A 23,031-nucleotide genomic window follows, 5' to 3' on the forward strand; every position below is an offset into this window, starting at 1 on the left:
GCGGGTCCGGGGCCGCTCCCGTCAGGCGCCGCGCAGGGTCGCGCCGAAACGTTCCGCCGCGACGGCGACCGCCGCGTCCCGCGCCGCGACCGCCTCCTCGACGGTGAGCGTCCGGTCCGGGGCCCGGAAGGTCAGCTTGTACGCCAGCGACCGGCGGCCCTCGCCGAGCTGCGCACTGGAGTAGACGTCGAACAGCCGCACGTCCTCCAGCAGCTCACCGGCGCCTGCCTCCAGCGCCCGGCGCACCTGCTCCGCCGGCACCGACTCGTCCACCACCAACGCCACGTCGATCAGCGCCGGCGGGAAGCCGGAGACCGTCGGCGCGGGCGTGACCGGGCTCGGCGGCAACGCGTCGAGGTTCAGCTCCATCGCGCAGGTGCGACGGGGCAGCTCCAGCGCCGCGACGACCACCGGGTGCAGCTCACCGGCGTGCCCCACGACGGTGCCGTCGACCAGCAGCTCGGCGCAGCGGCCCGGGTGCCACGGCGCGTACTCGGCCGCGCGCACCTCGACCCGCTCGTCCGGAATGCCGGCGGCGGCCAGCACGTCCCGGGCCGCCTCGATGGCGTCCGCCCAGCCGGCCGGTCGACCCGCACCCCACCAACCGGCCGGGTCGATGTCGCCTGCGAGCACCACCGCGACGTGCACCGGCTGTGCCGGCACGACCGCGTCGGCGGCGGCGAACTCCTCGTCGGTGGGACGCCGGTCCACGCCCATCGCCGGCGGGCTGCCGGCACCGACGCGCGGGTGGAAGACCGCACCGATCTCGTAGAGGGCCAGGTCGCGAAGACCCCGGCCGAGGTTGCGCTTGAGGACCCCGAGCAGCGGGCCGAGCAGCGTGGTGCGCAGCAGCGGCTCCTCCTCGGACAGCGGGTTGGCCAGCCGCACCGCGGGCCGACGCGGGTCGTCGGCCGGCAGGCCGAGCTGGTCGGCCAGCTCCGGCGACACGAACGGGTGCGCGAGCACCTCCACGTACCCCCGCTCGGCCAGCGACCCGGCGACGGCCCGGCGGCGACGCTGCCGCGGCGTCAGACCGTTACCGGGAGGGGCGGTCGGCAGCACCGACGGCACCTTGTCGTACCCGTCGAGGCGGACCACCTCCTCGACCAGGTCGGCCGGGTCGGTCAGGTCGGGCCGCCAGGTCGGTGGGGTGACGCTCAGCGTCGTCCCTTCGCCGCTGGCCACGCCGACCGCGCCCGGGTCCTCGGACAACCGGTCGGAACCCTGCGCGACGGTGCAGCCGACCCGCTCGAGCAGGGCGACCACCCGCGCCGGCGGGTACTCGACCCCGATCCGCCGGGTCGGCAGGTCCGCCGGGAGGCTGATCGGGGTACGCGGGCGGACGTGGTCGATGTCGAGGATCTCCGCGCTCGGCGTGCCGCCGCCGTGCTCGGTGAGCAGCCCCACGGCACGCTCCAACGCGACCAACGGCACGGCCGGGTCGACGCCCCGCTCCCACCGCTTCGCGGCCTCGCTGAACAGCTTGTGCCGGCGGGCCGTACGCCCGACCATCGCCGGGTCCCAGTGGGCCGCCTCGAAGAGCACGTTCGTGGTGACGCCGGTGTCGACCTCGCTGGTCTCCCCGCCCATCACCGCGGCGAGGGAGATGGGCCCGGTGTCGTCGCAGATCACCATGTCGTCGGCGGTGAGCACCCGACTGACACCGTCCAGGGTGGTCAGCTTCTCCCCCGCCTCGGCGCGGCGGACCACCAGCGGCCCGGCGATCCGGTCGGCGTCGAAGGCGTGCATCGGCTGGCCCAGCTCCAGCATCACGTAGTTGGTGATGTCGACAGGCAGCGAGATGCTGCGGATGCCGGCGGTCACGAGTCGCTGGGCCATCCACGACGGGGTGGGCGCGCTCGGGTCGACGCCCCGCACCAGGCGGGCGGTGAACCGGTCGCAGCCGACGGTGTCGCGGACCTCCACCGGGTACGCCGGCGTCTCGGTGCCCCTCGGCGCGGGCACCAGAGCCGGGTCACGCAGCGGCACCTCGAACGCGTGCGACAGCTCCCGGGCCAGGCCGCGCAGGCTCAGCGCGTACCCCCGGTCGGGGGTGATCTCCAGGTCGAGCACGACGTCGTCGAGACCGACCACCGGGCGCGCGTCGTCGCCCGGCTTGGCCGTCACGTCCGGCCCCAGCACGATGATGCCGGAGTGGTCGTCGCCCAGACCCAGCTCCTTCGCCGAGCAGATCATGCCCGCCGAGTTGTGCCCGTACGTCTTACGGGCGCCGATCGCGAACCCGCCGGGCAGCACACCACCGGGCAGGATCACCACCACCCGGTCACCGACGGCGAAGTTCCGCGCCCCGCAGACGATCTCCTGCGGCTCCCCGGTGCCGTTCGCGTCACCCACGTCCACCCGGCATAACCGGATCGGCTTCTTGAAGCCGGTGAGTTCCTCGATCTCGCGTACCTCACCGACGACGAGCTGACCGGTGACCGACCCGGCCAGGTCCACCACGGACTCGACCTCGATACCGAGGTCGACCAGTGCCTGCTCCAGGTCACCGGTGGGCAGGTCGGCGGGGAGGTCGACGTACTCCCGCAGCCAACTGACAGAAACTCGCATGACTTCAGACCACCGTTCCCGTGTCTCGTACCCGCATCGCCTACGCCCCGGTCCCGAGCGCGCGGCTGAACCGCACGTCGCCCTCGAAGAGATGGCGGATGTCGCTGACGCCGTGCCGGATCATCAGGGTCCGGTCGATGCCCATGCCGAACGCGAACCCGGAGTAGACCTCCGGGTCGACCCCACAGGCGCGCAGCACCCGCGGGTTGACCATGCCGCAGCCACCCCACTCGACCCACTGCGGGCCGTCGCGGTGCTCCGGGAACCACACGTCGAACTCCGCCGACGGCTCCGTGAACGGGAAGTAGTGCGGCCGCCACCGGGTCTTCGCCTCCGGCCCGAACATCGCCCGGGCGAAGTGGTCGAGCGTGCCCCGCAGGTGCGCCATCGTGATGCCCTTGTCGACCACCAGACCCTCGGCCTGGTGGAACACCGGGCTGTGCGTGGCGTCGATCTCGTCGGTGCGGTAGACCCGGCCGGGCACGATCACGTAGATCGGCGGCTTGCGGCTGAGCATGGTGCGGGTCTGCACCGTGGAGGTGTGGGTGCGCAGCACCAGGCCGGACCCCTCCGGTGCGATGTGGAAGGTGTCCATCAGACCGCGCGCCGGGTGGTCGGCGGGGATGTTCAACGCGTCGAAGTTGACCCACTCCAGGTCGACCTCAGGCCCCTCGGCCACCTCGTAGCCCATCCCGACGAACAGGTCGCTGATCGACTCCATCAGCGTGCTCAGCGGGTGCCGGGCGCCGCGGGGACGCCGGTCGTAGGGCAGCGTGACGTCCACCCGCTCCTCGACGAGCACCCGCGCGGCCTGCTCACGCTCCACCACCTCGGCGCGCTCGGCGTACGCGGACTCGATCGCCCGGCGGGCCTCGTTGACCCGCTTACCGGCGTCGGACTTCGCGGCCGGCGGTAGCGCGCCGATCTCCCGGCGGGCCAACGAGACCGGGGACCGGTCACCGAGGTGCACCGAGCGCAGGGCGGTCAACGCGTCCGGGTCGGCGGCGGACTCGAACGCCTTCGTGGCGTCCGCGACGGCCTCGGCCAGGGCGGCGGGGTCGAGCAGGGCGACCTGCTTCGGGTCGTACGGATCGTTGCGGTAGCTCATGGCGTACGGGCACTCCCTCACGGCGGCGCCAGCCCTCATCGGGGCGGCGAAGCGAGTCTACGGACGCGCGGCTGTGCCGCAGCCCGCCGGTAGGAGTTGTGCAGGGAGCAGGTCAGGCCCGCCGCCCGCCGACACCGGCGGGCTGGCTAAACGAACGCCGTGTCGCGTTCATGGACGGACGCTCTCCCCTGCTGTCAGTCGCGCCGAGGGTCACCCTCAGCGCTGTGCTCTCGCTGAAGCGTACAGGCAGACGGCCGCGGCGGCAGCCAGGTTGAGGCTCTCGGCGCGCCCGTACAGCGGCACCCGCACGCGGGCGTCGGCCGCTGCCGTCAACTCCTCGGGCAGCCCGTGCGCCTCGGAACCGAACAGCCAGGCGGTGGGCCCGACGAGTCGGCCGTAGTCGGTCAGGTCGTCCAGGTCGTCGTCGCCGTACCCCGTGGTCGCGAAGATCGACAGCCCGGCGGCGCGCAGCGCGTCGACCACCGCGACCGGGTCGGGCGCGCGGACCACGTCGACGTGGAAGAGACTGCCGGCCGAGGCCCGCACACACTTACCGTTGTACGGATCCACGGCGTCGCCGGCGAAGATCACCGCACCCGCGCCGGCGGCGTCGGCGGTGCGCAGCACCGTGCCGGCGTTGCCCGGGTCACGGATCTCGGCGAGCACCGCCACCAGCCGGGGCCCACCCGCGAGAGCCTGCTCAAGTGTGACGTCCAGGTGCTGACAGACCGCTACCAACCCCTGCGGGGCGACGGTCTCGGTCAGCGCCGCGAGGGCGTCGTCGGTCACCTCGGAAACCGGCACGTCGGCGCGGGCCGCCGTGGCGGCCAACTCCGGATACCGGTCGAGCGCGGCGGGCGTACCGAAAAGCTCGGTGACCACCCCCGGCCGGGCGAGGGCCTCACGGACGGCCTGCGGGCCCTCGGCCAGGAAACGACCGGTCGCGTCGCGGTCCCGGCGGCGTTGCAGACGGCGGGCGGCGACAACCCTGGGGGTACGCGGGGTGAAGGCCATGGGGTTCGCTCCTCCGGCACGATCGAGGCGCCCCCCGGACGGCGATGCCGACCCGGGAGACGCCTCTCTCTGGTGCGTGGGGATCAGGCGGCCTGAGCCGCCGCGCCGCCGGTGCCCTCGGCCGTGACCGCAGCCCGGGCCAGCTCCACGATCGCCGCGAACGAAGCGGCGTCGTTGACAGCCATGTCGGCCAGGATCTTGCGGTCCACCTCGATGCCGGCCAGACGCAGGCCCTGGATCAGACGGTTGTAGGTCATCCCGTTGGCCCGGGCGCCCGCGTTGATCCGCTGAATCCACAGCTGCCGGAAGTCGCCCTTGCGGTCGCGACGGTCCCGGTAGGAGTACTGCATCGAGTGCAGCACCTGCTCCTTGGCCTTGCGGTACAGCCGGGAGCGCTGACCGCGGTAACCACTCGCGGTCTCCAGCAGGGTACGACGCTTCTTCTGGGCGTTTACAGCCCGCTTGACGCGTGCCATCTCAACTCCTTCTTACGTAAAGGTGGCGCGCGTCAGCGGCCGAGCAGCTTCTTGATGCGCTTGACGTCGGCCTTGGCCAGCACGACCGTGCCGGTCAGCCGGCGGGTCTGGGTGGAGGGCTTCTTCTCCAGGTTGTGGCGCAGGCCGGCCTGCTGGGCAACGATCTTGCCCTTGCCGGTCACCCGGACCCGCTTACCCATACCCGTGTGGCTCTTCATCTTCGGCATGTGGAACGTCTCTCCCCTGTTACTCGCCGCTGGTGGCGGCGGTGCCGGTGTCACCGGCTGGTGCGGTCTCGCCGACCGCCGCGGTGTCCTCGGCTGCCGGAGCGGCGGACTCGTCCGCGGCCCGGTCCCGAGGGCCACCGCGAGACGCCGTGGCGGCGACCGCGGAAGCCTTGACGGCCCGGTGCGGAGCGAGAACCATGATCATGTTTCGGCCGTCCTGCTTGGGGGCGGCCTCGACGTATCCCAGGTCCGTGATCTCGGATTCGAGCCGACGCAGAAGCCGGTAACCCAGCTCCGGGCGACTCTGCTCGCGACCGCGGAACATGATCGTCACCTTGACCTTGTCGCCCGCCTTGAGGAACCGCACCACGTGACCCTTCTTGGTCTCGTAGTCGTGCGGGTCGATCTTCGGCCGAAGCTTCATTTCCTTGATGACGGTCTGCTGCTGGTTACGCCGCGCTTCGCGCGCCTTCAGTGCGCTCTCGTACTTGAACTTGCCGAAGTCCATGAGCTTGCACACCGGCGGGCGCGCCATCGGCGCAACCTCGACCAGGTCCAGATCGACGTCCGCGGCCAGCTGAAGAGCGCGCTCCAGTGGGACGATGCCCACCTGCTCACCCTCTGGGCCGACCAGTCGGACCTCACGTGCCCGGATCTGCTCGTTCACGCGTGGTTCGACGCTGATGGGGCCTCCTCGAGTCGTTTCTGCTCAGGTGCCGACCCCTGCGGCTCCCGGATGGGAACCGACCCGAAAAGCAGAAGGCCCCGGCGCATGCCAGGGCCCGCTCGACCGGCCAGCACGATCACAGGATCGCGCATCCGACGCCGGGACATGCCCGGAACCGGTGACCGGACCCGGCCACCGTAGCGGCGACTCGGGTGGGAGCAGGCGCTCCGCTTTCAAGGCTGCCTGCTCGCACGCGGAGACAGCCTGGTCGACTCGACAACACTACACCGACGTCCCGGCCACCCCCAAACCGGGACACCCGGGGCACACTCCGGGGCCGCCCCGAGGCCTCGCGCCGCTGCCTCACAGCCTCGCTTCCCCGCTGCCTCGCTCGTTCCGCCGCCCGGCTCGTCCCGCTCGTTCCGCTCGCCCCGCTGCCCGGCTCGCCCGGCTCGCCCCGCTGCCCGGCTCGCCCCGCTGCCCGGCTCGCCCCGCTGCCCGGCTGCCCGGCTGCCCGGCTGCCCGGCTGCCAAGATCCGCGCATTTTCCCCGAAGTTGCTGCCTCCAGCATCGCTGAGGCAGCAACTTCGGGGATGTTGTCTGGATCTTGCGATCGAGGCCCGGTCAACGGTTGACGGCGAGCGCAGGTCGGCGGTCGGGTGCGGCTGGGCGGCCACGGACGCAGATTGACCGACGGTACGGCACTCGGCGGCCGGCTGCGCGTCGCTCAGTGGTCGGGAGCGCGGCGCCCAGTGGTCGGGAGCGCGGCACTCGGCGGCCGGCTGCGCGTCGCTCAGTGGTCGGGAGCGCGGCGCTCAGTGGTCGACGGCGCGTTCGGCCAGGTGGGCCTGGTGTGCCTGGTGCAGTCGCCGCAGCGCGCGGACCCCTTCGACGGCCAACTCCTTGTCGGCAGCCTGCAGGGCGACCATCGGCAGCAGGTCGTCATCGTGCAGTTCCAGGCTGGCCCACGGCGCGCCCCGGTCGAAGCGGACTCCCCGCACGACCTCCCAGGGCAACTCGTAGGAGCTGATCACGTTGCGCACCTGGATGCCACGCGCGTCCGCCACCACCCGCGGACGGGTGAACAGCAGGAACCCCAGCGCACCGAAGATGCCCAGGCCGATCATCGCCAGCTGGTCACCACGCTGGAAGCTGCCGTAGCCGTCACCGGTCGGCCCACTCAGCGAGGTGGCGACCAGGCCGAACACCACCACCAACGCAATCGCCGCCGACCAGCAGACCACGCGAATACGGCGGGGCTTCAGGCGGACCGGCTCGATTTCACTCACCCCACCAGTCTGCCATCCGCACCCAGCCCCTCAAACGCACCACCCGCTGACCACCGCCTCAAACCTCACCGTCAATCGCACCGTCCCAAGATCGCGACCGAGCCGGCCGTCATCCGGGACCACAACCGCAAGATCGCGCTCGAACCAGGATGCAGTGGCCTCGGCTCGACGTGGAGGCCACTACACCAAGGTTGGAGCGCGATCTTGCGGTTGTCGGGAGTGATTTCCCAGCGCCGCCGGACGCGAGGCCGGCGCGCGGCAGTAGATCCACTCCGGTTCGGCGAACTGGGGGTGTCGCGGCGAGCCGGACACCCCCAGTTCGGGGAAGCCGAGTTGATCAAGGCGCAGGGCGCGGGCCAGGGCCCGCCGCGCGACACGCGAGGCGCGACACGCGAGGCGCGAGGCGCGACACGCGACGGCCCGACGGCGCGACGGCGCGACGGCGCGACGGCGCGACGGCGCGACGGCGCGACGGCGCGACGGCGCGACGGCGCGACGGCCGGGGCGTAGGTGTCAGAGGCGACAGGCGTGGATATTGGTGACGAGGATGGCGCGGGCGCCCAACTCGTACAACTCGTCCATGATCCGGTGGACGTCGTCGCGGAGCACCATCGCCTGTACCGCCACCCAGCCCTCGCGGTGCAGGGGCGAGACGGTGGGCGACTCGATGCCCGGGGTGAGCCCGCTGGCCCGGTCCAGCAGGCCGGCTGGCACGTCGTAGGCGAGCATCACGTAGCGGCGGGCGACCAGCACCCCGTGCAGGCGACGCAGGAGCTGCTCGGCCTGTGGGTGCGCGGGCGCGTCGGCACGACGGACCAGCACCGCCGAGGAGCGCAGTAGCGGCTCGCCGAAGACGACCAGGCCCGCCTGGCGCAGGGTGGCGCCGGTCTCGACCACGTCCGCGATCACGTCGGCGACCCCGAGGCGTACGGCGTTCTCCACCGCGCCGTCGAGGCGGATCACGTCGGCCTTGACCCCCGCCTCGCGCAGGTGCCGCTCGACCAGTCCCGGGTACGCGGTGGCGATCCGGTGGCCGCCCAGGTCCTGTACGTCGGCGATGTCGTCGGGGCGGGCGGCGAAGCGGAAGGTGGCCCGCCCGAAGGCGAGGTCGACGACCTCTTCGGCTGGCGCGGCCGAGTCGATCAGCAGGTCCCGGCCGGTGATGCCGAGGTCGAGGTCACCGGAGCCGACGTAGGTGGCGATGTCCTTGGGGCGCAGGTAGAAGAATTCGACGTCGTTGGCCTCGTCCCGGCAGACGAGGTCCTTGGGGTCGGTGCGCTGGCGGTAGCCCGCCTCGCGCAGCATCTGGGCGGCCGGTTCGGCCAGGGTGCCCTTGTTGGGGATGGCGACACGCAGCATGACGGAGTGCTCCTTCGATCCGGATGACGATCAACGGGTGAGGGCACTCACAGATGTCGGTAGACGTCCTTGAGTTCGAGACCGCTGGCGAGCATCAGCACCTGGACCTGGTAGAGCAGTTGGGAGATCTCCTCGGCGGTGCGCTCCGGCCCCTCGTGCTCGGCGGCCATCCACGACTCGGCGGCCTCTTCGACGACCTTCTTGCCGATGAAGTGCACGCCCTTGTCGAGGGCGGCGACGGTGCCCGAGCCCGGGGTGCCGGCGGCGGCCTTGGCCTGCAGCTCGGCGAACAACTCCTCGAACGTCTTCACGGAAAGCGATTCTTCCAGCCACCCGACCGGCGCCCCACGTCCGGGTCTGCCGACACCCAGCCAGCGGGACAATTCCCTACCGACATGGTCGGAGAATTGTCGATCGACGGCTGTCACGCTCTACGCTGTCCGCCATGGCCAGCAGCTCACGTCTCCTCGCGCTCACCCTCGCCGGTGCCGCCGTGGTCGCCGCCGCCGGATGCGCGCCGCAGGACACCACACCGACCCCCGTCGTCACCGCGCCGCCGTCGTGCGCCAGGGACAGCCTGCCCACCCGTACGCCGGGCAAGCTGACCATCGCGACGGACCAGCCCGCGTACGAGCCGTGGTTCTCGAAGGACAAGCCGGACAACGGCGAGGGCTTCGAGTCCGCTGTCGCGTACGCGGTGGCCGAGAAGCTCGGGTACGCCCGCGCCGACGTCACCTGGACCCGGGTCAAGTTCGACGCGGCGATCGCGCCCGGACCGAAGAACTTCGACGTCGACATCAACCAGTTCTCCATCACGGAGGAGCGCAAGCAGGCCGTCGACTTCTCCGCGCCGTACTACCTGGTGCGGCAGACCGTCGTGGCGTTGAAGTCCTCGAAGATCGCCGGGAAGACGTCGCTGGCCGACCTTCGCGACGCGCGGCTCGGCGCCCAGGTCGGCACCACCAGCTACCAGGCGATCACCGACGTGATCAAGCCGGCGGCCGAGCCGCGGGTCTACAACAGCAACGACGACGCCAAGAAGGCCCTGCAGAACGGGCAGGTGGACGGTCTGGTGGTGGACCTGCCGACCGCCTTCTACATCACCGGGGCGGAGATCACCGACGCCACGATCGTCGGCCAGGTGCCGCAGGTCGGCACGCCGGAGGCGTTCGGGTTGCTGCTGGACAAGAACTCTCCCCTGACGTCCTGCGTGAGCGGCGCGGTCGGTCAACTCGCCGCGGCGGGGACGTTGAAGGAGTTGGAGCAGAAGTGGCTGGCCCAGGTGGCGGGCGCGGCCGAGCTGCGGTGACAGTGCTGGATCGCGTTCCCACCGAGGCACAGCGGCGGCGGTCGGCGTACCGGCGTCGGCAGACCGTCTACAGCGTGCTGGTCGCGGCCTCGTCCACGGCGGTGCTCGGCACGCTGCTGGTCGTCGCGGTCACCGGCGCGCCCGGGTGGGAGCGGGTCCGGCAGTCGTTCCTGGATCCGGCGATCGCCCGGGACGCGCTGCCGGCCGTGGTGACCGGGCTGTGGCTGAACGTCCGACTGCTGGTCTGTTGTGCGGTCGGGGCGCTGCTGCTCGGGTTGGTGATCGCGGTGCTGCGGACGGTACGCGGCCCGGTCTTCTTCCCGGTCCGGGCGCTGGCCGCCGGTTACACGTACACGTTCCGTGGTCTGCCGTTGATCATCGTGCTGTACCTGCTCACCCTCGGTGTGCCCGGTCTGCGGTTGCAGGGGATGCCACCGGTGCTGGTGCTGGGTGGGCTCGCGTTGGTCCTCACCTACGGCGGCTACCTGGCCGAGGTGTTCCGGGCCGGCATCGAGTCGGTGCATCCCAGTCAGCTCGCCGCGGCCCGCTCACTGGGCCTGACCTACCGGCAGACGATGCGGCACGTGGTCCTGCCGCAGGCCGTCCGTCGGGTGGCGCCGCCCCTGCTCAACGACGTGGTGGCGTTGCAGAAGGACGTCGGGTTGGTCTCGCTCGCCGGGCCGATCGACGCGGTCCGCGCCGCCCAGATCGCCACCGCCCAGTCGTTCAACTACACGCCGTACATCGTGGCGGGGGTGCTGTTCGTGCTGCTCGCCATCCCGCTGATCGCGGTCACCGACTGGGTGACGCTGCGGGCGGCCCGCCGACAGTCGGGAGGGTGACGATGGCGTTGCTGCGCTGCCGGGGTCTGCGCAAGGAGTTCGCCGACCACGTCGTGCTCGACCAGCTCGACCTGACCGTCGACGAGCATCAGGTGGTGGCCCTGATCGGTGCGTCCGGGTCCGGCAAGTCGACGCTGCTGCGGTGTGTGAACCTGCTGGAGGAGATCGACGACGGGACCATCGAGTTGGACGGGGAGGACATCTCCGATCCCCGGGTGGACGCCGACCGGGTCCGTCGGCGGATCGGCATGGTCTTCCAGGCGTACAACCTCTTCCCGCACCTGAGCGTGTTGGAGAACGTCACGCTCGCGCCGCGCCGCGTACACCGGCGGGATCGTGCCCAGGCGGAGGCCCAGGCCCGGGAGCTGCTCGACCGGGTGGGGCTCGGCGCGAAGGCGGACGCGTACCCGGACCGGCTCTCCGGCGGTCAGCAGCAGCGGGTGGCGATCGTCCGGGCCCTTGCCAACTCACCTCGGCTGATGTTGCTGGACGAGGTGACCTCCGCGCTGGACCCGGAACTCGTCGGCGAGGTGCTGGCGATGATCCGGGACCTGAAGGCCGACGGGATGACGATGGTGCTGGCCACCCACGAGATGGGCTTCGCGCGGGAGGTCGCCGACCAGGTGTGTTTCCTCGACGCGGGGCGCGTCCTGGAAAGCGGCCCGCCCGAGCAGGTGCTGGGCGAGCCGACCCAGCCTCGGACCCGGCAGTTCCTGCGCCGGATCATCGAGGCCGGTCGGCTCTGAGCGAGCGAGAAAGCGAGGGTCAGCCGCCGAAGCCGACCCGCTGGGCGTTGCCGGCGGCCACGACCCGGACGGCCAGCGCGGCGTCGAGCGCGGCGACGGTGGCGGCCCAGCCCTTGTCCTCTGCCGAGCCGGGCAGACCGGCGCGGTCCCGGGCCTGCTCGATGGTCTCCACCGTCAACACCCCGTGCGCCACCGGCTTGCCCTCGTCCAACGCCACCCGGGTCAGACCGTCGGTGACCGAACGGCAGACGTAGTCGAAGTGGGCGGTGGCGCCGCGCACCACCACGCCGAGGGCGACCACCACGTCGCAGCGGCGGGCGAGGGCCTGGGCGACCACCGGCAGCTCGACCGAACCGGCGACGCGGGCGACCACGGACCGTGCCCCGCAGGCCTCGGCGGCGGCCAGCGCACGCTCCACCATGTGGTCGGTCAGATCACCGTGCCAACGGGCGGCGACGATTCCGACGGTCAGCCCTGCGGCGTCCACCGCCTCGACTCCCGGCTCCCCGAAACCCGCCATCGTCATGCTCCGATCTCGTCGTTGGCGACCGGACGCCCCAGCGGCGCCTCGGACACCTCGTCCAGCTCGTCCAGCAGGTGACCCATCCGGTCCCGCTTGGTGCGCAGGTAGCGCATGTTCTCCGGGTGCGCCCCGGCCGGCAACCCTTCGCGGCCGGTGATGGTCAACCCGTACCCCTCCAGCCCGGCCCGCTTGGCCGGGTTGTTGGTCAGCAGTCGCATCGAGCGCACACCCAGGTCGTAGAGGATCTGCGCGCCGGTGCCGTAGTCCCGGGCGTCGGCCGGCAACCCCAGGTCGAGGTTGGCGTCGACGGTGTCGCGGCCCAGGTCCTGCAACTGGTACGCCTGCAACTTGTGCAGCAGCCCGATGCCACGGCCCTCGTGGCCGCGGACGTAGAGCACGACGCCCCGACCCTCCCGCGCGACCCGGGCCAGCGCGGCGTCCAACTGCGGGCCGCAGTCGCACCGCAGCGAACCGAACACGTCCCCGGTCAGGCACTCGGAGTGCACCCGGACCAGCACGTCCTGGCCGTCACCGATATCCCCCAGCACCATCGCCACGTGCTCGGCGGGGTCGTGCTCGGCGCGGTAGCCGAGCGCGCGGAACACCCCGTGCCGGGTGGGCATCCGGGCGTCGGCGACCAGCTCGACCTGCTTCTCGGTACGCCGCCGGTAGGCGATCAGGTCGGCGATGGTGACCAGGACGAGACCGTGCTCGGCGGCGAACTTCTCCAGGTCGGGCAGCCGCATCATGGTGCCGTCGTCGTTGACCAGCTCGCAGAGCACACCCGCCGGCCGCAACCCGGCCAGCCGGGTCAGGTCGATGGCGGCCTCGGTGTGCCCGGGCCGGCGCAGCACTCCGCCCTCGCGGGCGCGCAGCGGCACGACGTGCCCGGGGCGGGCCAGGTCGGTCGGGTCGGTGGACGCGGCGGCGAGCAGCCGGATGGTGTGCGCGCGGTCGGCCGCCGAGATGCCGGTGCTGATCCCCTCCCGGGCGTCCACCGTCACCGTGTACGCGGTGCCGCGCCGGTCCTGGTTGGTGTGGTGCATCGGCGGCAGGTCGAGGCGGTCGGCCTCGCTCTCGGTCAACGGCACGCAGACGTACCCGGAGGTGTAGCGCACCATGAACGCCATCAGCTCCGGCGTGGCCAGCTCGGCCGCGAAGATCAGGTCGCCTTCGTTCTCCCGGTCCTCGTCGTCGACCACGACGACCGGCCGGCCGGCCGCGATCTCGGCGATCGCCTGCTCGATGTCCCCGAAGCTGCTCATGCCACCACTCCGCTTCGCTCCATGGCGTCATGACCTTCCACGGCGCCGATGATTCGCTCGCTGCGCTCGCTCATGCCACGGCCTCCGTGTAGACGGGTTTGCGGACGGTGGCCGGCCGGGTCGCGCGCGAGGTGCGCCACCAGGCGGCGAAGCCCCAGACGCACAGCGCGCCGTAGATCAGGTACATGACCGCCGACGGGTAGAACCCACCACGCAGCAGCAGCGGCACGCCGACCGCGTCGACCGCGATCCACAGCAGCCAGAACTCCACCCAGCCGCGGGCCATGCCGTACGTGGCCAGCAGGCTGCCGGTGAGGATCCAGGCGTCGGGCAGCGGACCCCACGAGCCCAGTGCCTTGAGCACCGGGTACGCGGCGGCGGTGCCGACCACGGCGGCCAGCAGCAGGATCAGCCGCTCCCGCCCGGTGGCCCACCGTGGGACGACCGCCGCGTGCCCGTCCTCGGCGCGGCGGTTGCGCTGCCAGCGCCACCAGCCGTAGACGCTCACCGCGAAGAAGAACACCTGTCGTCCGGCCTGCCCGTACAGGTCGTGCGCCTGCGGGGTGGCGAACACCCCACCGAGGAAGACGGTCAGGAGCAGCGCGTTACCGATCATGCCGACCGGCCAGGCCCAGACCACCCGGCGTAGCCCGAGCAGCGCGGAGATCAGGCCGAAGGCGTTGCCGACGATCTCCCGGACCAGCACCGGCGAACCGGCCACCTGCACCTGGGCGTCCAGCAGCCAACCGAGCGGACCCATCAGGCCACCCCGCCCGTGATCGGGGCCACCCCGGAACCGTCGGTGCCGGCCAGCCGGTCGCCGAGCAGCCGCTCGACGTACTTGGCCAGCACGTCGACCTCCAGGTTGACCGGGTCGCCGACGCCCTTCGCGCCGAGCGTGGTCAGCTTCAGCGTGGTCGGGATCAACCCGACGGCGAACTCGTCCGCGCCCACCCCGGCCACGGTCAGCGAGACACCGTCGATGGTGATCGAGCCCTTCTCCACCACGTACCGGGACAGGCCGGCGGGCAGCCGGAAGCGGACCGTCTCCCACTGCTCGGCCGGCTCCCGGGAGACCAGCTCGCCGACCCCGTCCACGTGGCCCTGCACCAGGTGCCCGCCGAGCCGACTGCCGAGCGCGGCGGCCCGCTCCAGGTTGACCGGGTCGCCGACGCTCAGCGCGCCCAGCGCGGAGCGGCGGAGCGTCTCGCCCATCACGTCGGCGGTGAAGACCCCGTCGGCCACGTCCACCACGGTCAGGCAGACGCCGTTGACCGCGATGGAGTCGCCGTGCCGGGCGTCCGAGGTGACCAACGGACCACGGACGCCGATCAGCGCGGAATCGCCCGCCGTCGCCGTGACCCGGACGATCTCCCCCAACTCCTCGATAATGCCGGTGAACATGTCAGCCCTCCCTTTTGCGGGGCAAAGCGGTGATCCGGAGATCCGGACCGATCTGCGTAACGTCGACGAACTCCAGATCGATCGCCTCAGCGATGGTGCTCACTCCCGCGTCGACCAGAGCGGTCGGTCCGGCGCCGAGCAGTCGCGGCGCGACGTACCCGATGACCTTGTCGACCAGGCCGGCCCGCAGGAACGCGCCGGCCAACTGGGGGCCGCCCTCCAGCAGCAGCGAGCGGACCCCCCGCTCGTGCAGCGCCGCGAGCAGCGCCGACAGGTCGACCCGGCCGTCCGGGCCGGCGCCGACCTCCTCGGCGGTCGCGATCCACGTCCGCGCGGCGCCGTCGCGGACCCGGGCGTCAGCCGGGGTACGCCCCGAGCTGTCCACCACCACCCGCAGCGGCTGCCGGATGGCCAGGCTGCCGTCGCGCAGGTTGCGAGCGGTCAGCCGGGGGTCGTCGGCGAGCACGGTGCCCACCCCGGCGAGCACCGCGTCGACAGTGCCCCGCAGCGCGTGCACGTCGATCCGGGCGGCCTCCGAGGTGATCCACATGCTGGTGCCGTCCAGAGCGGCGGCGCGCCCGTCGAGCGTGGCGGCGTACTTCCAGATCACGTACGGCCAGCCGCGGCGCATCGAGGTCAGCCATGCGACGTTGCCGGCCTCGGCCTCGTCGCCGCGTACCCCGAGGTCGACGCGGACCCCGGCGGCGCGCAGGGTGGCGGCGCCACCGGACGCGACCGGGTTGGGATCGGGTACGGCGATGACCACCCGGGCGACCCCGGCCTGGACCAGCGCGGAACTACAGGGGCCGGTGCGGCCGGTGTGGTCACAGGGCTCCAGGGTGACGACCGCGGTGCCGCCCTTGGCCCGCTGCCCGGCCTGCGCCAGGGCGACGATCTCGGCGTGCGGCCCGCCGGCGTACGCGTGGAAGCCCTCCCCCACGACCTGGCCGTCCTCGTCGAGCAGCACGCACCCGACCACCGGATTGGGGCTGGTCGTACCGAGCCCGCGCGCCGCCAACTCGATCGCACGCCGCATCGCCTCGTCAACGGAGACGCTGGCCATCGCCCTGCCCTGCCCTCTCACTCGCCGTCCGCGCGCTGGCGGTCAGGGAGGCGGCGGCCATGGGGCCGCGGGCAGGCGGAGGCGGAATCCGGGAACGGCACAGCCGCCCCGGGAGGTCGGCACGGCACGCTGAAGCCAGCGGCCGGCACGGACCGTCCGTCCCGCGCGCTGTCTCCCATCCGGACTGTCTGGGCGCGGACGAACCGCCCCCAACCGTCGGCCCCGGATTTTCACCAGGTCCACCGGGCGGCAGAGCCGTCCGGGTCGCGGGCTGACCACGGTTGGACCGTGGATCACCGCCGGTTCGGAATTTCACCGAGTCCCGCCAGCGCGTGGTGGGTTATACCGGCAGTCTTACACGCTGACGCCGCTCCGCCGCCACCTAGGCGAGCTACTTCACAGCGGGATCACGCGTCAGGTGACGCCGCGACGCCGGTCCACCGCCACGTACGACCCGGGTTGGCTCTTGGCGACCGTCTTCATCTCCGACGCCACCGCGATCACCTCCAGGGGGTCGGTGAACCGCCTGCCGGCGTCGGAGAGGGACACCCCGATGGAGAGCGTGACCAGGGCGGCGCGACGGATGTTGCCCCGCCGGTCCTTCAGCTCGACGAAGCCGCGCTCCCGGTCGGTCGGGTCGTAGAGCGTGTCGGCGGCGGTCTCGAAGTCCACCACCGCCTGGGAGGTCAGCGGGCGGACCTGGTCCGGGGCGCAGACGATGACGAAGTCGTCACCGCCGACGTGGCCGAGAAAGGCCGGCGGCAGGCCGACACCCACCACCGCCCGGTGCAGGCTGCGGGCCAACGCGGAGATGAAGTCGTCGCCCCGGACGAAGCCGTACCGGTCGTTGACGCTCTTGAACCGGTCGATGTCGACGTAGCCGACGGCGTAGTCCACGCCCTGCCGCACCCGGTCGCTGATCTCCCGACGGATCCGGCTGTTGCCGGGCAGCCCGGTCAGCGGGGAGACCTCCCGGAACTCCTTGTTGCGGCGCAGCGTGGACGAGACCCGGGCCACCAGTTCGGCGGTGTCGAACGGCTTGACCAGGTAGTCGTCGGCGCCGGCGCTGAGCCCCAGCACCTTGTCGACGGTCATCCCCTTGGCCGTCAACATGATCACCGGCAGGGCGGAGGTCATCGGGTCGGCGCGCAGCCGACGGGTCAGCTCCAGGCCGTCGATCCGGGGCATCATGAGGTCGACCACCGCCAGGTCGGGACGCTCACGTTCGATGACCTCGAGGGCCTCCTGGCCGTCGCTGGCGTGGATCACGTCGAAGCCGTGCAGGCGCAGGTTGAACTCGACGAAACGAGCGATGTCCTCGTCGTCGTCGACGACGAGGATGATGTCCTTGCGGTCGCCGTCGGGTTCCACGTCAGGCGCCGGGAGCCGCGCGTTCCGCCAGCGTACGCAGCCGCCGTACCGCCTCCGCCGGGTCGGCGGCGCCGTAGACAGCGGTGCCGGCGACGAACGCGTCGGCGCCCGCCGCGGCGGCCTGCTCGATGGTGTCGGCGGCGATCCCGCCGTCCACCTCGATGCGCAGTTCCAGGTGCCCGGTCGAGACGTGCCGGCGGGCGGCACGCACCTTGTCGAGCAGGTGCGGGATGAACCGCTGCCCACCGAAGCCGGCCTTGATCGTCATGATCAGCAGCGTGTCGAAGCTGGGCAGCAGGTCCAGGTACGGCTCGATCGGGGTGTCCCGGTCGATGGCCAGTCCCGCCTTCGCGCCGGCCGACCGCAGGTCCTTGGCCAGCGCCACCGGATCGTCGGAGGCCTCGGCGTGGAAGGTGACGTTGTACGCTCCGGCGTCGGCGTAACCGGGAGCCCACCGACGCGGATCCTCGATCATCAGGTGCACGTCGAACGGCATCGCGGTGACGGCCCGCAGGCTCTGCACCACGGGCAGGCCGATGGTCAGGTTCGGCACGAAGTGGTTGTCCATCACGTCGACGTGCAACCAGTCCGCGGCGTCCTCGACGGCACGGACCTCTTCGGCGAGGCGGGAGAAATCGGCGGCCAGGATGCTCGGCGCGACGATCGGCGGCGGTACGGTCACGTGGCCAGTGTACGAACGTGGCGACCCGCTACCCGCATCGCGCCACCTTCGGGGACGCGCTGTGACCCAGCAGTGACCACTGGTGCAGAATTGGCCGATCCGGATCCCCCAATCCGGACGAACAGACGTCAATGGCTGGCCGATCGGCGGAAAGGCGACGACACTCCAACCGGGACTGTGCCATAGGCTGCACGCCCGCCGGGGTCTCGCCATGGGCGCGGCGACCGGCCGCCAGCTCCCGGGAAGGGCGGACGATGCGACGGTGGCTCCCAGCGCTGGTGCTGGCCGGCGTCACGACGATACTGCTGGCCGGTTGCGCGCCGGCCCGAGGCGCGGACGGTGACCTCACCGACGACTGGCCGGCGCTGCGGGTACCGAAGCCGTTCAGCCCGGCCACCGACACCTGTCTCCCCCGGATCATCCCGGTCGTGCAGGCCAGCACGTACGAGACGGTGGACTGCGCGCGCAACCACCTGGCCGAGACCATCCACGTCGGCACCTTCACCGGACCGGACGCACTGACCGAGGCCCGGCCCGAGCCCGGCTCGCCGGCGCTGCGCACCGCCCGCGCGGAGTGCGACCAGCGGGCCCGGGAGGTGCTCGGCGGCGACTGGCACACCGCCCGGCTCGCGTTGAACCTCGCGTTGCCGTCCGCCCCCGCCTGGTCCGGCGGGGCACGCTGGTTCCGCTGCGACCTGAGCGAGACCGGCAGCATCGACAACACCCGACCGGTCAACCGCACCGGCAGCCTGCGCGGCGCGTTGATCGGCGACAGCCCGCTCACGCACCGCTGCTTCGACCCGAAGCTGATCGGCGACAACCTCAACTACATGGCGCCCGTGCTCTGCACCGAACCGCACCGCGCCGAGTTCGTGGGCGTCTACGAGGAACGCGACATGAGTTGGGCCGACTTCAGCAAGGCCGCCGCCCAGGCGCACCGGCGTTGCATGGAGCTGATCGCCACGTTCGCGGCGGTGCCGAACAACAGCGAACTGCCGTACCGAGCGGGGTCGATCTACTACCCACCGTCGCAACGCGAGTGGGAGGAGGGCGACCGCGGAGTGCGCTGTTTCCTGTGGAGCGACGACCGCAAACTCACCCGTTCGATGCGCGGCGCCGGCCCCGAGGGACTTCCGGCGATCTGAGCGGTGGTGCCGTATGCTGCTGCGCCGTGGCGCCACCGCCCGGCCGGGTCCGGTCGGCGGCCACCAGCGGCGGGGAGGTCAGGGATGCGACGGTGGTTGACGGCGTTCGCCGGAGGTGCGGCCCTGACGCTGGCACTGGCCGGATGCAGCGCGCCCGCCGGCCTCGACCGGGACCTCGTCGACGACTGGCCGGCGCCCGTCGCGGCGCAGCAGTTCGTCCCCGCCGCCGACGTCTGCCACCAGACCACCCAGCAGGTCGGCTTCCTGACCGGCTACAACCCGACGCCGTGCACCGAGGCGCACCGGGTCGAGACCATGCACGTCGGCACCCTCACCGGTCCGGCCGCCGAGCCCGGCACGACGCCGCTGCCCGGTTCGGCGGGCATGCGGGCCGCGCAGGCCGCGTGCGACAAACAGGTCAACAAGGCGGTCGGCGCCGACTGGCGCTCCGGGCGACTCGGCCTGACCGTCGTGCTGCCGTCACCGCAGGCCTGGGCCGGCGGGGCCCGCTGGTACCGCTGCGACGTCACCGAGATCGTCAGCATCGACGACACCACCGTCGACCTGCGCACCGGCAGCCTCCGGGGCTCGTTGTCCGGTGCCGCCCCTCTGGCGTACCGCTGCTTCAACCCGAAGATGGTCAAGGACGACATCGACGAGATGGTGCCGGTGTCCTGCACCGCGAAGCACCACGCCGAGTTCGTCGGGGTGTGGCAGGCCCCGGACGTCAGCTACGCCGAGTTCTCCCGCACCACCAAGCGCACCCACAAGGCCTGCCAGTCGATGATCGCCAAGTACGCGAAGGTGCCGGACAACTCCCAACTCGACTTCCGCGCCGGAACGATCTACTACCAGCCGTACGAGGAAGAGTGGAAGAACGGCAACCGCGGCGTGCAGTGCTTCCTCTGGATCTCCGACCGGGACCTGACCCGCTCGATGAAGAACGCCGGCCCCAAGGGCCTCCCGGTCACCTGAGCCGCCGCGTCCGGCCGGGGGAACCGGCCGGACGCGAACCGCGTCAGTTTCGGCGCAGGACCGCGAGGAACATCGCGTCGGTGCCGTGGCGGTGTGGCCACAGCTGCACGGTCGGCCCGTCGCCCAGACCGGGCATCCCGGCCGGCAGCAACGGACGGGCGTCCACGAAGTCCACCGCGACACCGCTGCGGCGGGCCGCCTCGGTCACCGTCACGTGCGTCTCGACGGTGTGCGGCGAGCAGGTGACATAGGCGACCAGGCCACCGGGCCGGACCGCCCGCAGCGCCGCACCGAGCAACTCCCGTTGCAGCCGGGTCAGCGGCGGCAGGTCCGACGGCTGGCGACGCCAGCGCGACTCCGGCCGACGACGCAGCGAGCCCAGCCCCGTGCACGGTGCGTCCACCAGCACCCGGTCGAAGTGCTGCTCGGGCAGCTTCGGGTCGCCACCGACCTCCCGGCCGTCCATGGCCAGCACGGCCACCGGCAGGCCCCGGGTCGCCTGGGACACCAACCGGGCCCGGTGGTCGGCCACCTCCACAGCTGTCACCCGGGCACCACGCTGGGCGGCCAGGGCACCCAGCAGACCGGCCTTGCCACCCGGACCGGCGCACAGGTCCAGCCAGCGCCCGTCCGGACCGTCGAGCGGCGCGTCGGCGAGCGCCGCCGCCACCAACTGGGAGCCCTCGTCCTGGACGTGGGCAAGGCCGTCGGCCACCGCCGGCACGTCGCCGGGCGCCCCGCCGGGCAGATAGACGGCGTACGGCGAGAAGGCACCGGGTGCACCGCCCACCTGGTCGGCCAGGTCGACCGGGTCGATCAGCCCTGGCCGGGCACAGAGGTGCACCGCCGGACGCTCGTTGTCCTCGATCAGGAGGCGGGTCGTCTCGCCGAGGTCGCCGCCGAGCGCCTCGGAGAAGGCCCGCACGATCCACTGCGGATGGCTGTACGCCAGGGCCAGGTGCCCGACCGGATCGGTCTCCATCGGTGGGGCGAGCTTCGCCACCCAGGCGTCCACGTCACGGGTGGACACCTCGCGCAGCACCGCGTTGGCGAAACCCGCGGCACCCGGCGCGACCGAGCGAACCAGGTCCACTGTCGACGAGACAGCGGCGTGCGGCGGCACCCGGGTGTACAGCAACTGGTACGCCCCGAGCCGCAACGCGTCACGTGCCGGAGGGTCGATGCGGGCCACGTCCCGACCGGACGCGTCGGTCAGGATCGCGTCCAACGTGCCCAGATGGCGCAGGGTGCCGTAGGTCAGCTCGGTGGCGAAGGCCGCGTCCCGGCCGAACAGCCCCTCCTCCCGCAGGATGGTGGGCAGCACCAGGTTGGCGAACGCGTCGTCGCGGTGCACCGCCGCCACCGCCTCGTACGCGGCCCGACGCGGTCGGTCCAGTGGCGGCCGGGCCGGCCGACGGTCCCCGCCACGCCCCGAGGGCGGACCCGAGCGCGTGGGACGCGTCCCCTCCGGGGCCGTCACGCGAACTCCTCGCCGGTGCCGACGCGCACGCCGCGCGCCCAGTCGGTGGCGCCCATCGCCCGCTTACCGGCGGCACGGACCTCACCGAGGCGCACCGGCACGGTCGCCGTGCCGGCGAGCACCCGGGACTTCTCCACCAGCAACTCCCCCGGCTTCAACTCCGGGCCGTCGGGCTCCGGCACGACCGGGCCGAGCTTCACCCGCTCGCCGCGGAACGTGGTCCAGCCCCCCGGGGCCGGGGTGCACGCGCGCAGGCGACGGTCCACGGCGAAAGCGGGGTCGCCCCAGCGCACCCGGGCGTCGTCCACTGTCAGTTTCGGTGCCAGCGACACCCCGTCGGCGGGCTGCGGCTCGGCCCGCGCGGTGCCGTCGGCGATCGCGTCGAGCACCGCCACCAGCAGCCCGGCGCCGGAGTCGGCGAGCCGCCCCAGCAGATCGCCGGAGGTGTCGGCGGCGCGGATCTCGTCGGTGAGAGTGCCGTAGACCGGGCCGGTGTCCAGGCCCTCCTCCAGCTGGAAGACGCTGGCACCGGTCAGCTCGTCGCCGTGCAGGACGGCGTGCTGCACGGGCGCGGCGCCACGCCAGGCGGGCAGCAGCGAGAAGTGCAGGTTGATCCAGCCGTGCCGGGGGATCTCCAGGGCGGCCGGCGGCACCAGCGCGCCGTAGGCGACCACCGGCACGCAGTCCGGTGCGAGGGCGCGGAGCCGGTCGAGGAACTCGGGCTCGCGGGGCCGGGCCGGCGTGAGCACCTCCACGCCGTGCTCGTCGGCCCACTCGCCGACCGGGGACCGGGACAGACCGCGCCCCCGCCCGGCGGGCGCGTCGGGCCGGGTGACCACGGCGACCAGCTCGTGCCGGGAGGCGGCGACGGCAGCCAGGGCGGGCACGGCGACGGCCGGCGTACCGGCGAAGATCACGCGCATCCGGGTCACCGCCCCAGGCCGAAGGGACCACCCGCGCCGTGCGGGTTGACCTTGACCGTGGGCGGGGCGGACGCGTCGTACCACTCGGCCTGGCGGATCGCCTTCATCGCCTCCTTGCGACCGGCGGCGTCCAGCCGGTCCAGGAAGAGCACGCCGTCGAGGTGGTCGGTCTCGTGCTGCACGCAGCGGGCCATCAGGCCGGTGCCGACGATCTGCAACGGGTCGCCGTAGCCGTTGAAGCCCTTGGCGATGACGTTCTGGCGGCGCTTGGTGTCGAAGTAGAGCCCGGGGATGGACAGGCAGCCCTCCGGGCCGTCCTGCTCCTCCTCGTCGGGGAACTCGAGCACGGGGTTGACGAGGTGCCCGAGCACGTCGTCGACGTCGAAGGCGAACACCCGCAGGCCCACACCGAGCTGCGGTGCGGCCAGACCGGCGCCGTTCTGCTCACGCATCGTGTCGGTCAGGTCGGCGATGAGCCGCCGCAACTCGACGTCGAAATCGACCACCGGATCGGCCGGCGTGCGCAGCACCGGATCCCCAAACAGACGGATGGGCTGGACGGTCACGCGGGGTGGCTCCTTCACGGGTCGGA

Annotated in this window: 24 protein-coding genes and 1 riboswitch; of the genes, 5 read left to right on the forward strand and 19 right to left on the reverse strand. The window is 72.2% G+C overall.

What is annotated here, in order from left to right; genetic code table 11:
• Positions 1–21 precede the first annotated feature (21 nt).
• The 9 genes from pheT to GA0070612_RS25955 form a co-directional block, all read right to left on the reverse strand.
• Positions 22–2,571: a phenylalanine--tRNA ligase subunit beta gene (gene pheT / locus GA0070612_RS25915; RefSeq protein ID WP_088990285.1), complete on the reverse strand. Its 2,550-nt coding sequence runs from the start codon at positions 2,569–2,571 to the stop codon at positions 22–24.
• A 40-nt stretch (positions 2,572–2,611) separates the two neighbouring features.
• Positions 2,612–3,679, reverse strand: coding sequence for a phenylalanine--tRNA ligase subunit alpha (gene pheS, locus GA0070612_RS25920; RefSeq protein WP_088990286.1), 1,068 nt, complete (start codon positions 3,677–3,679; stop codon positions 2,612–2,614).
• Between the two features lie 216 nt (positions 3,680–3,895).
• Complete coding sequence (locus GA0070612_RS25925) at positions 3,896–4,693, reverse strand: TrmH family RNA methyltransferase (RefSeq protein WP_088990287.1); 798 nt, start codon at positions 4,691–4,693, stop codon at positions 3,896–3,898.
• A gap of 83 nt (positions 4,694–4,776) precedes the next feature.
• Positions 4,777–5,169 (reverse strand): 50S ribosomal protein L20, encoded by a 393-nt coding sequence (gene rplT / locus GA0070612_RS25930; RefSeq protein ID WP_088990288.1) that lies wholly within the window; start codon positions 5,167–5,169, stop codon positions 4,777–4,779.
• Positions 5,170–5,201: 32 nt separating this feature from the next.
• A complete protein-coding gene (gene rpmI / locus GA0070612_RS25935; protein ID WP_030488428.1) occupies positions 5,202–5,396 on the reverse strand; it encodes a 50S ribosomal protein L35 in 195 nt (64 codons plus the stop codon).
• A 19-nt stretch (positions 5,397–5,415) separates the two neighbouring features.
• The gene (gene infC, locus GA0070612_RS25940) at positions 5,416–6,063 is read right to left on the reverse strand and encodes a translation initiation factor IF-3 (RefSeq protein WP_088990289.1); all 648 of its coding nucleotides are present in this window, start codon (positions 6,061–6,063) and stop codon (positions 5,416–5,418) included.
• Positions 6,064–6,878: 815 nt separating this feature from the next.
• Positions 6,879–7,352 (reverse strand): PH domain-containing protein, encoded by a 474-nt coding sequence (locus tag GA0070612_RS25945; protein WP_088990290.1) that lies wholly within the window; start codon positions 7,350–7,352, stop codon positions 6,879–6,881.
• Between the two features lie 513 nt (positions 7,353–7,865).
• Positions 7,866–8,711, reverse strand: a complete 846-nt coding sequence (hisG, locus tag GA0070612_RS25950; protein WP_088990291.1) for an ATP phosphoribosyltransferase — start codon at positions 8,709–8,711, stop codon at positions 7,866–7,868.
• 47 nt (positions 8,712–8,758) lie between these two features.
• Positions 8,759–9,022 (reverse strand): phosphoribosyl-ATP diphosphatase, encoded by a 264-nt coding sequence (locus GA0070612_RS25955; protein WP_030335709.1) that lies wholly within the window; start codon positions 9,020–9,022, stop codon positions 8,759–8,761.
• Between the two features lie 134 nt (positions 9,023–9,156).
• On the opposite strand from GA0070612_RS25955, the gene GA0070612_RS25960 reads away from it, so the two are divergent.
• Genes GA0070612_RS25960 through GA0070612_RS25970 form a run of 3 tightly spaced genes read left to right on the forward strand, consistent with a single transcriptional unit; the run spans position 9,157 to position 11,608 of the window.
• Complete coding sequence (locus tag GA0070612_RS25960) at positions 9,157–10,020, forward strand: ABC transporter substrate-binding protein (RefSeq protein ID WP_088990292.1); 864 nt, start codon at positions 9,157–9,159, stop codon at positions 10,018–10,020.
• Positions 10,017–10,862: an amino acid ABC transporter permease gene (locus GA0070612_RS25965; protein WP_408630513.1), complete on the forward strand. Its 846-nt coding sequence runs from the start codon at positions 10,017–10,019 to the stop codon at positions 10,860–10,862. The genes GA0070612_RS25960 and GA0070612_RS25965 overlap by 4 nt, the downstream gene beginning before the upstream one ends.
• Before the next feature lie 2 nt (positions 10,863–10,864).
• Complete coding sequence (locus GA0070612_RS25970) at positions 10,865–11,608, forward strand: amino acid ABC transporter ATP-binding protein (protein ID WP_088990293.1); 744 nt, start codon at positions 10,865–10,867, stop codon at positions 11,606–11,608.
• Between the two features lie 19 nt (positions 11,609–11,627).
• On the opposite strand, the gene ribH is transcribed toward GA0070612_RS25970, so the two are convergent.
• The 7 genes from ribH to rpe all read right to left on the reverse strand — a co-directional run bounded on the left by ribH (position 11,628) and on the right by rpe (position 17,916).
• Positions 11,628–12,128: a 6,7-dimethyl-8-ribityllumazine synthase gene (gene ribH, locus GA0070612_RS25975; RefSeq protein ID WP_088990294.1), complete on the reverse strand. Its 501-nt coding sequence runs from the start codon at positions 12,126–12,128 to the stop codon at positions 11,628–11,630.
• A 2-nt stretch (positions 12,129–12,130) separates the two neighbouring features.
• Positions 12,131–13,396, reverse strand: coding sequence for a bifunctional 3,4-dihydroxy-2-butanone-4-phosphate synthase/GTP cyclohydrolase II (locus tag GA0070612_RS25980; RefSeq protein WP_088990295.1), 1,266 nt, complete (start codon positions 13,394–13,396; stop codon positions 12,131–12,133).
• A gap of 70 nt (positions 13,397–13,466) precedes the next feature.
• A complete protein-coding gene (gene pnuC, locus GA0070612_RS25985; protein WP_088990296.1) occupies positions 13,467–14,156 on the reverse strand; it encodes a nicotinamide riboside transporter PnuC in 690 nt (229 codons plus the stop codon).
• Entirely contained in the window at positions 14,156–14,800 is a 645-nt protein-coding gene (locus tag GA0070612_RS25990) for a riboflavin synthase (protein WP_088990297.1), read from the reverse strand. The genes pnuC and GA0070612_RS25990 overlap by 1 nt, the downstream gene beginning before the upstream one ends.
• Before the next feature lies 1 nt (position 14,801).
• Positions 14,802–15,863 (reverse strand): bifunctional diaminohydroxyphosphoribosylaminopyrimidine deaminase/5-amino-6-(5-phosphoribosylamino)uracil reductase RibD, encoded by a 1,062-nt coding sequence (ribD, locus tag GA0070612_RS25995; protein WP_088990298.1) that lies wholly within the window; start codon positions 15,861–15,863, stop codon positions 14,802–14,804.
• Positions 15,864–16,026: 163 nt separating this feature from the next.
• Positions 16,027–16,197: riboswitch (FMN riboswitch) on the reverse strand.
• Positions 16,198–16,277: 80 nt separating this feature from the next.
• The gene (locus GA0070612_RS26000) at positions 16,278–17,315 is read right to left on the reverse strand and encodes a response regulator (RefSeq protein WP_197699490.1); all 1,038 of its coding nucleotides are present in this window, start codon (positions 17,313–17,315) and stop codon (positions 16,278–16,280) included.
• Entirely contained in the window at positions 17,236–17,916 is a 681-nt protein-coding gene (rpe, locus tag GA0070612_RS26005; protein WP_088990300.1) for a ribulose-phosphate 3-epimerase, read from the reverse strand. Before rpe ends, GA0070612_RS26000 begins: the two co-directional genes overlap by 80 nt.
• Positions 17,917–18,170: 254 nt before the next feature.
• Here rpe and GA0070612_RS26010 point away from each other — a divergent pair, with 254 nt between their 5' ends.
• Both GA0070612_RS26010 and GA0070612_RS26015 read left to right on the forward strand, forming a co-directional pair.
• Positions 18,171–19,061 (forward strand): septum formation family protein, encoded by an 891-nt coding sequence (locus GA0070612_RS26010; protein ID WP_088990301.1) that lies wholly within the window; start codon positions 18,171–18,173, stop codon positions 19,059–19,061.
• An 84-nt stretch (positions 19,062–19,145) separates the two neighbouring features.
• Entirely contained in the window at positions 19,146–20,036 is an 891-nt protein-coding gene (locus tag GA0070612_RS26015; protein WP_088990302.1) for a septum formation family protein, read from the forward strand.
• A gap of 43 nt (positions 20,037–20,079) precedes the next feature.
• Here GA0070612_RS26015 and GA0070612_RS26020 read toward each other — a convergent pair whose 3' ends face one another.
• The 3 genes from GA0070612_RS26020 to def are packed head-to-tail and all read right to left on the reverse strand — an operon-like array spanning position 20,080 to position 23,005.
• Entirely contained in the window at positions 20,080–21,558 is a 1,479-nt protein-coding gene (locus GA0070612_RS26020) for an RsmB/NOP family class I SAM-dependent RNA methyltransferase (RefSeq protein WP_408630585.1), read from the reverse strand.
• Positions 21,513–22,439: a methionyl-tRNA formyltransferase gene (gene fmt, locus GA0070612_RS26025; RefSeq protein WP_088991772.1), complete on the reverse strand. Its 927-nt coding sequence runs from the start codon at positions 22,437–22,439 to the stop codon at positions 21,513–21,515. The genes GA0070612_RS26020 and fmt overlap by 46 nt, the downstream gene beginning before the upstream one ends.
• A gap of 5 nt (positions 22,440–22,444) precedes the next feature.
• Positions 22,445–23,005: a peptide deformylase gene (def, locus tag GA0070612_RS26030; RefSeq protein WP_088990304.1), complete on the reverse strand. Its 561-nt coding sequence runs from the start codon at positions 23,003–23,005 to the stop codon at positions 22,445–22,447.
• Positions 23,006–23,031 lie beyond the last annotated feature (26 nt).

This window comes from Micromonospora chokoriensis, from assembly GCF_900091505.1.
GTDB lineage: Bacteria > Actinomycetota > Actinomycetes > Mycobacteriales > Micromonosporaceae > Micromonospora > Micromonospora chokoriensis.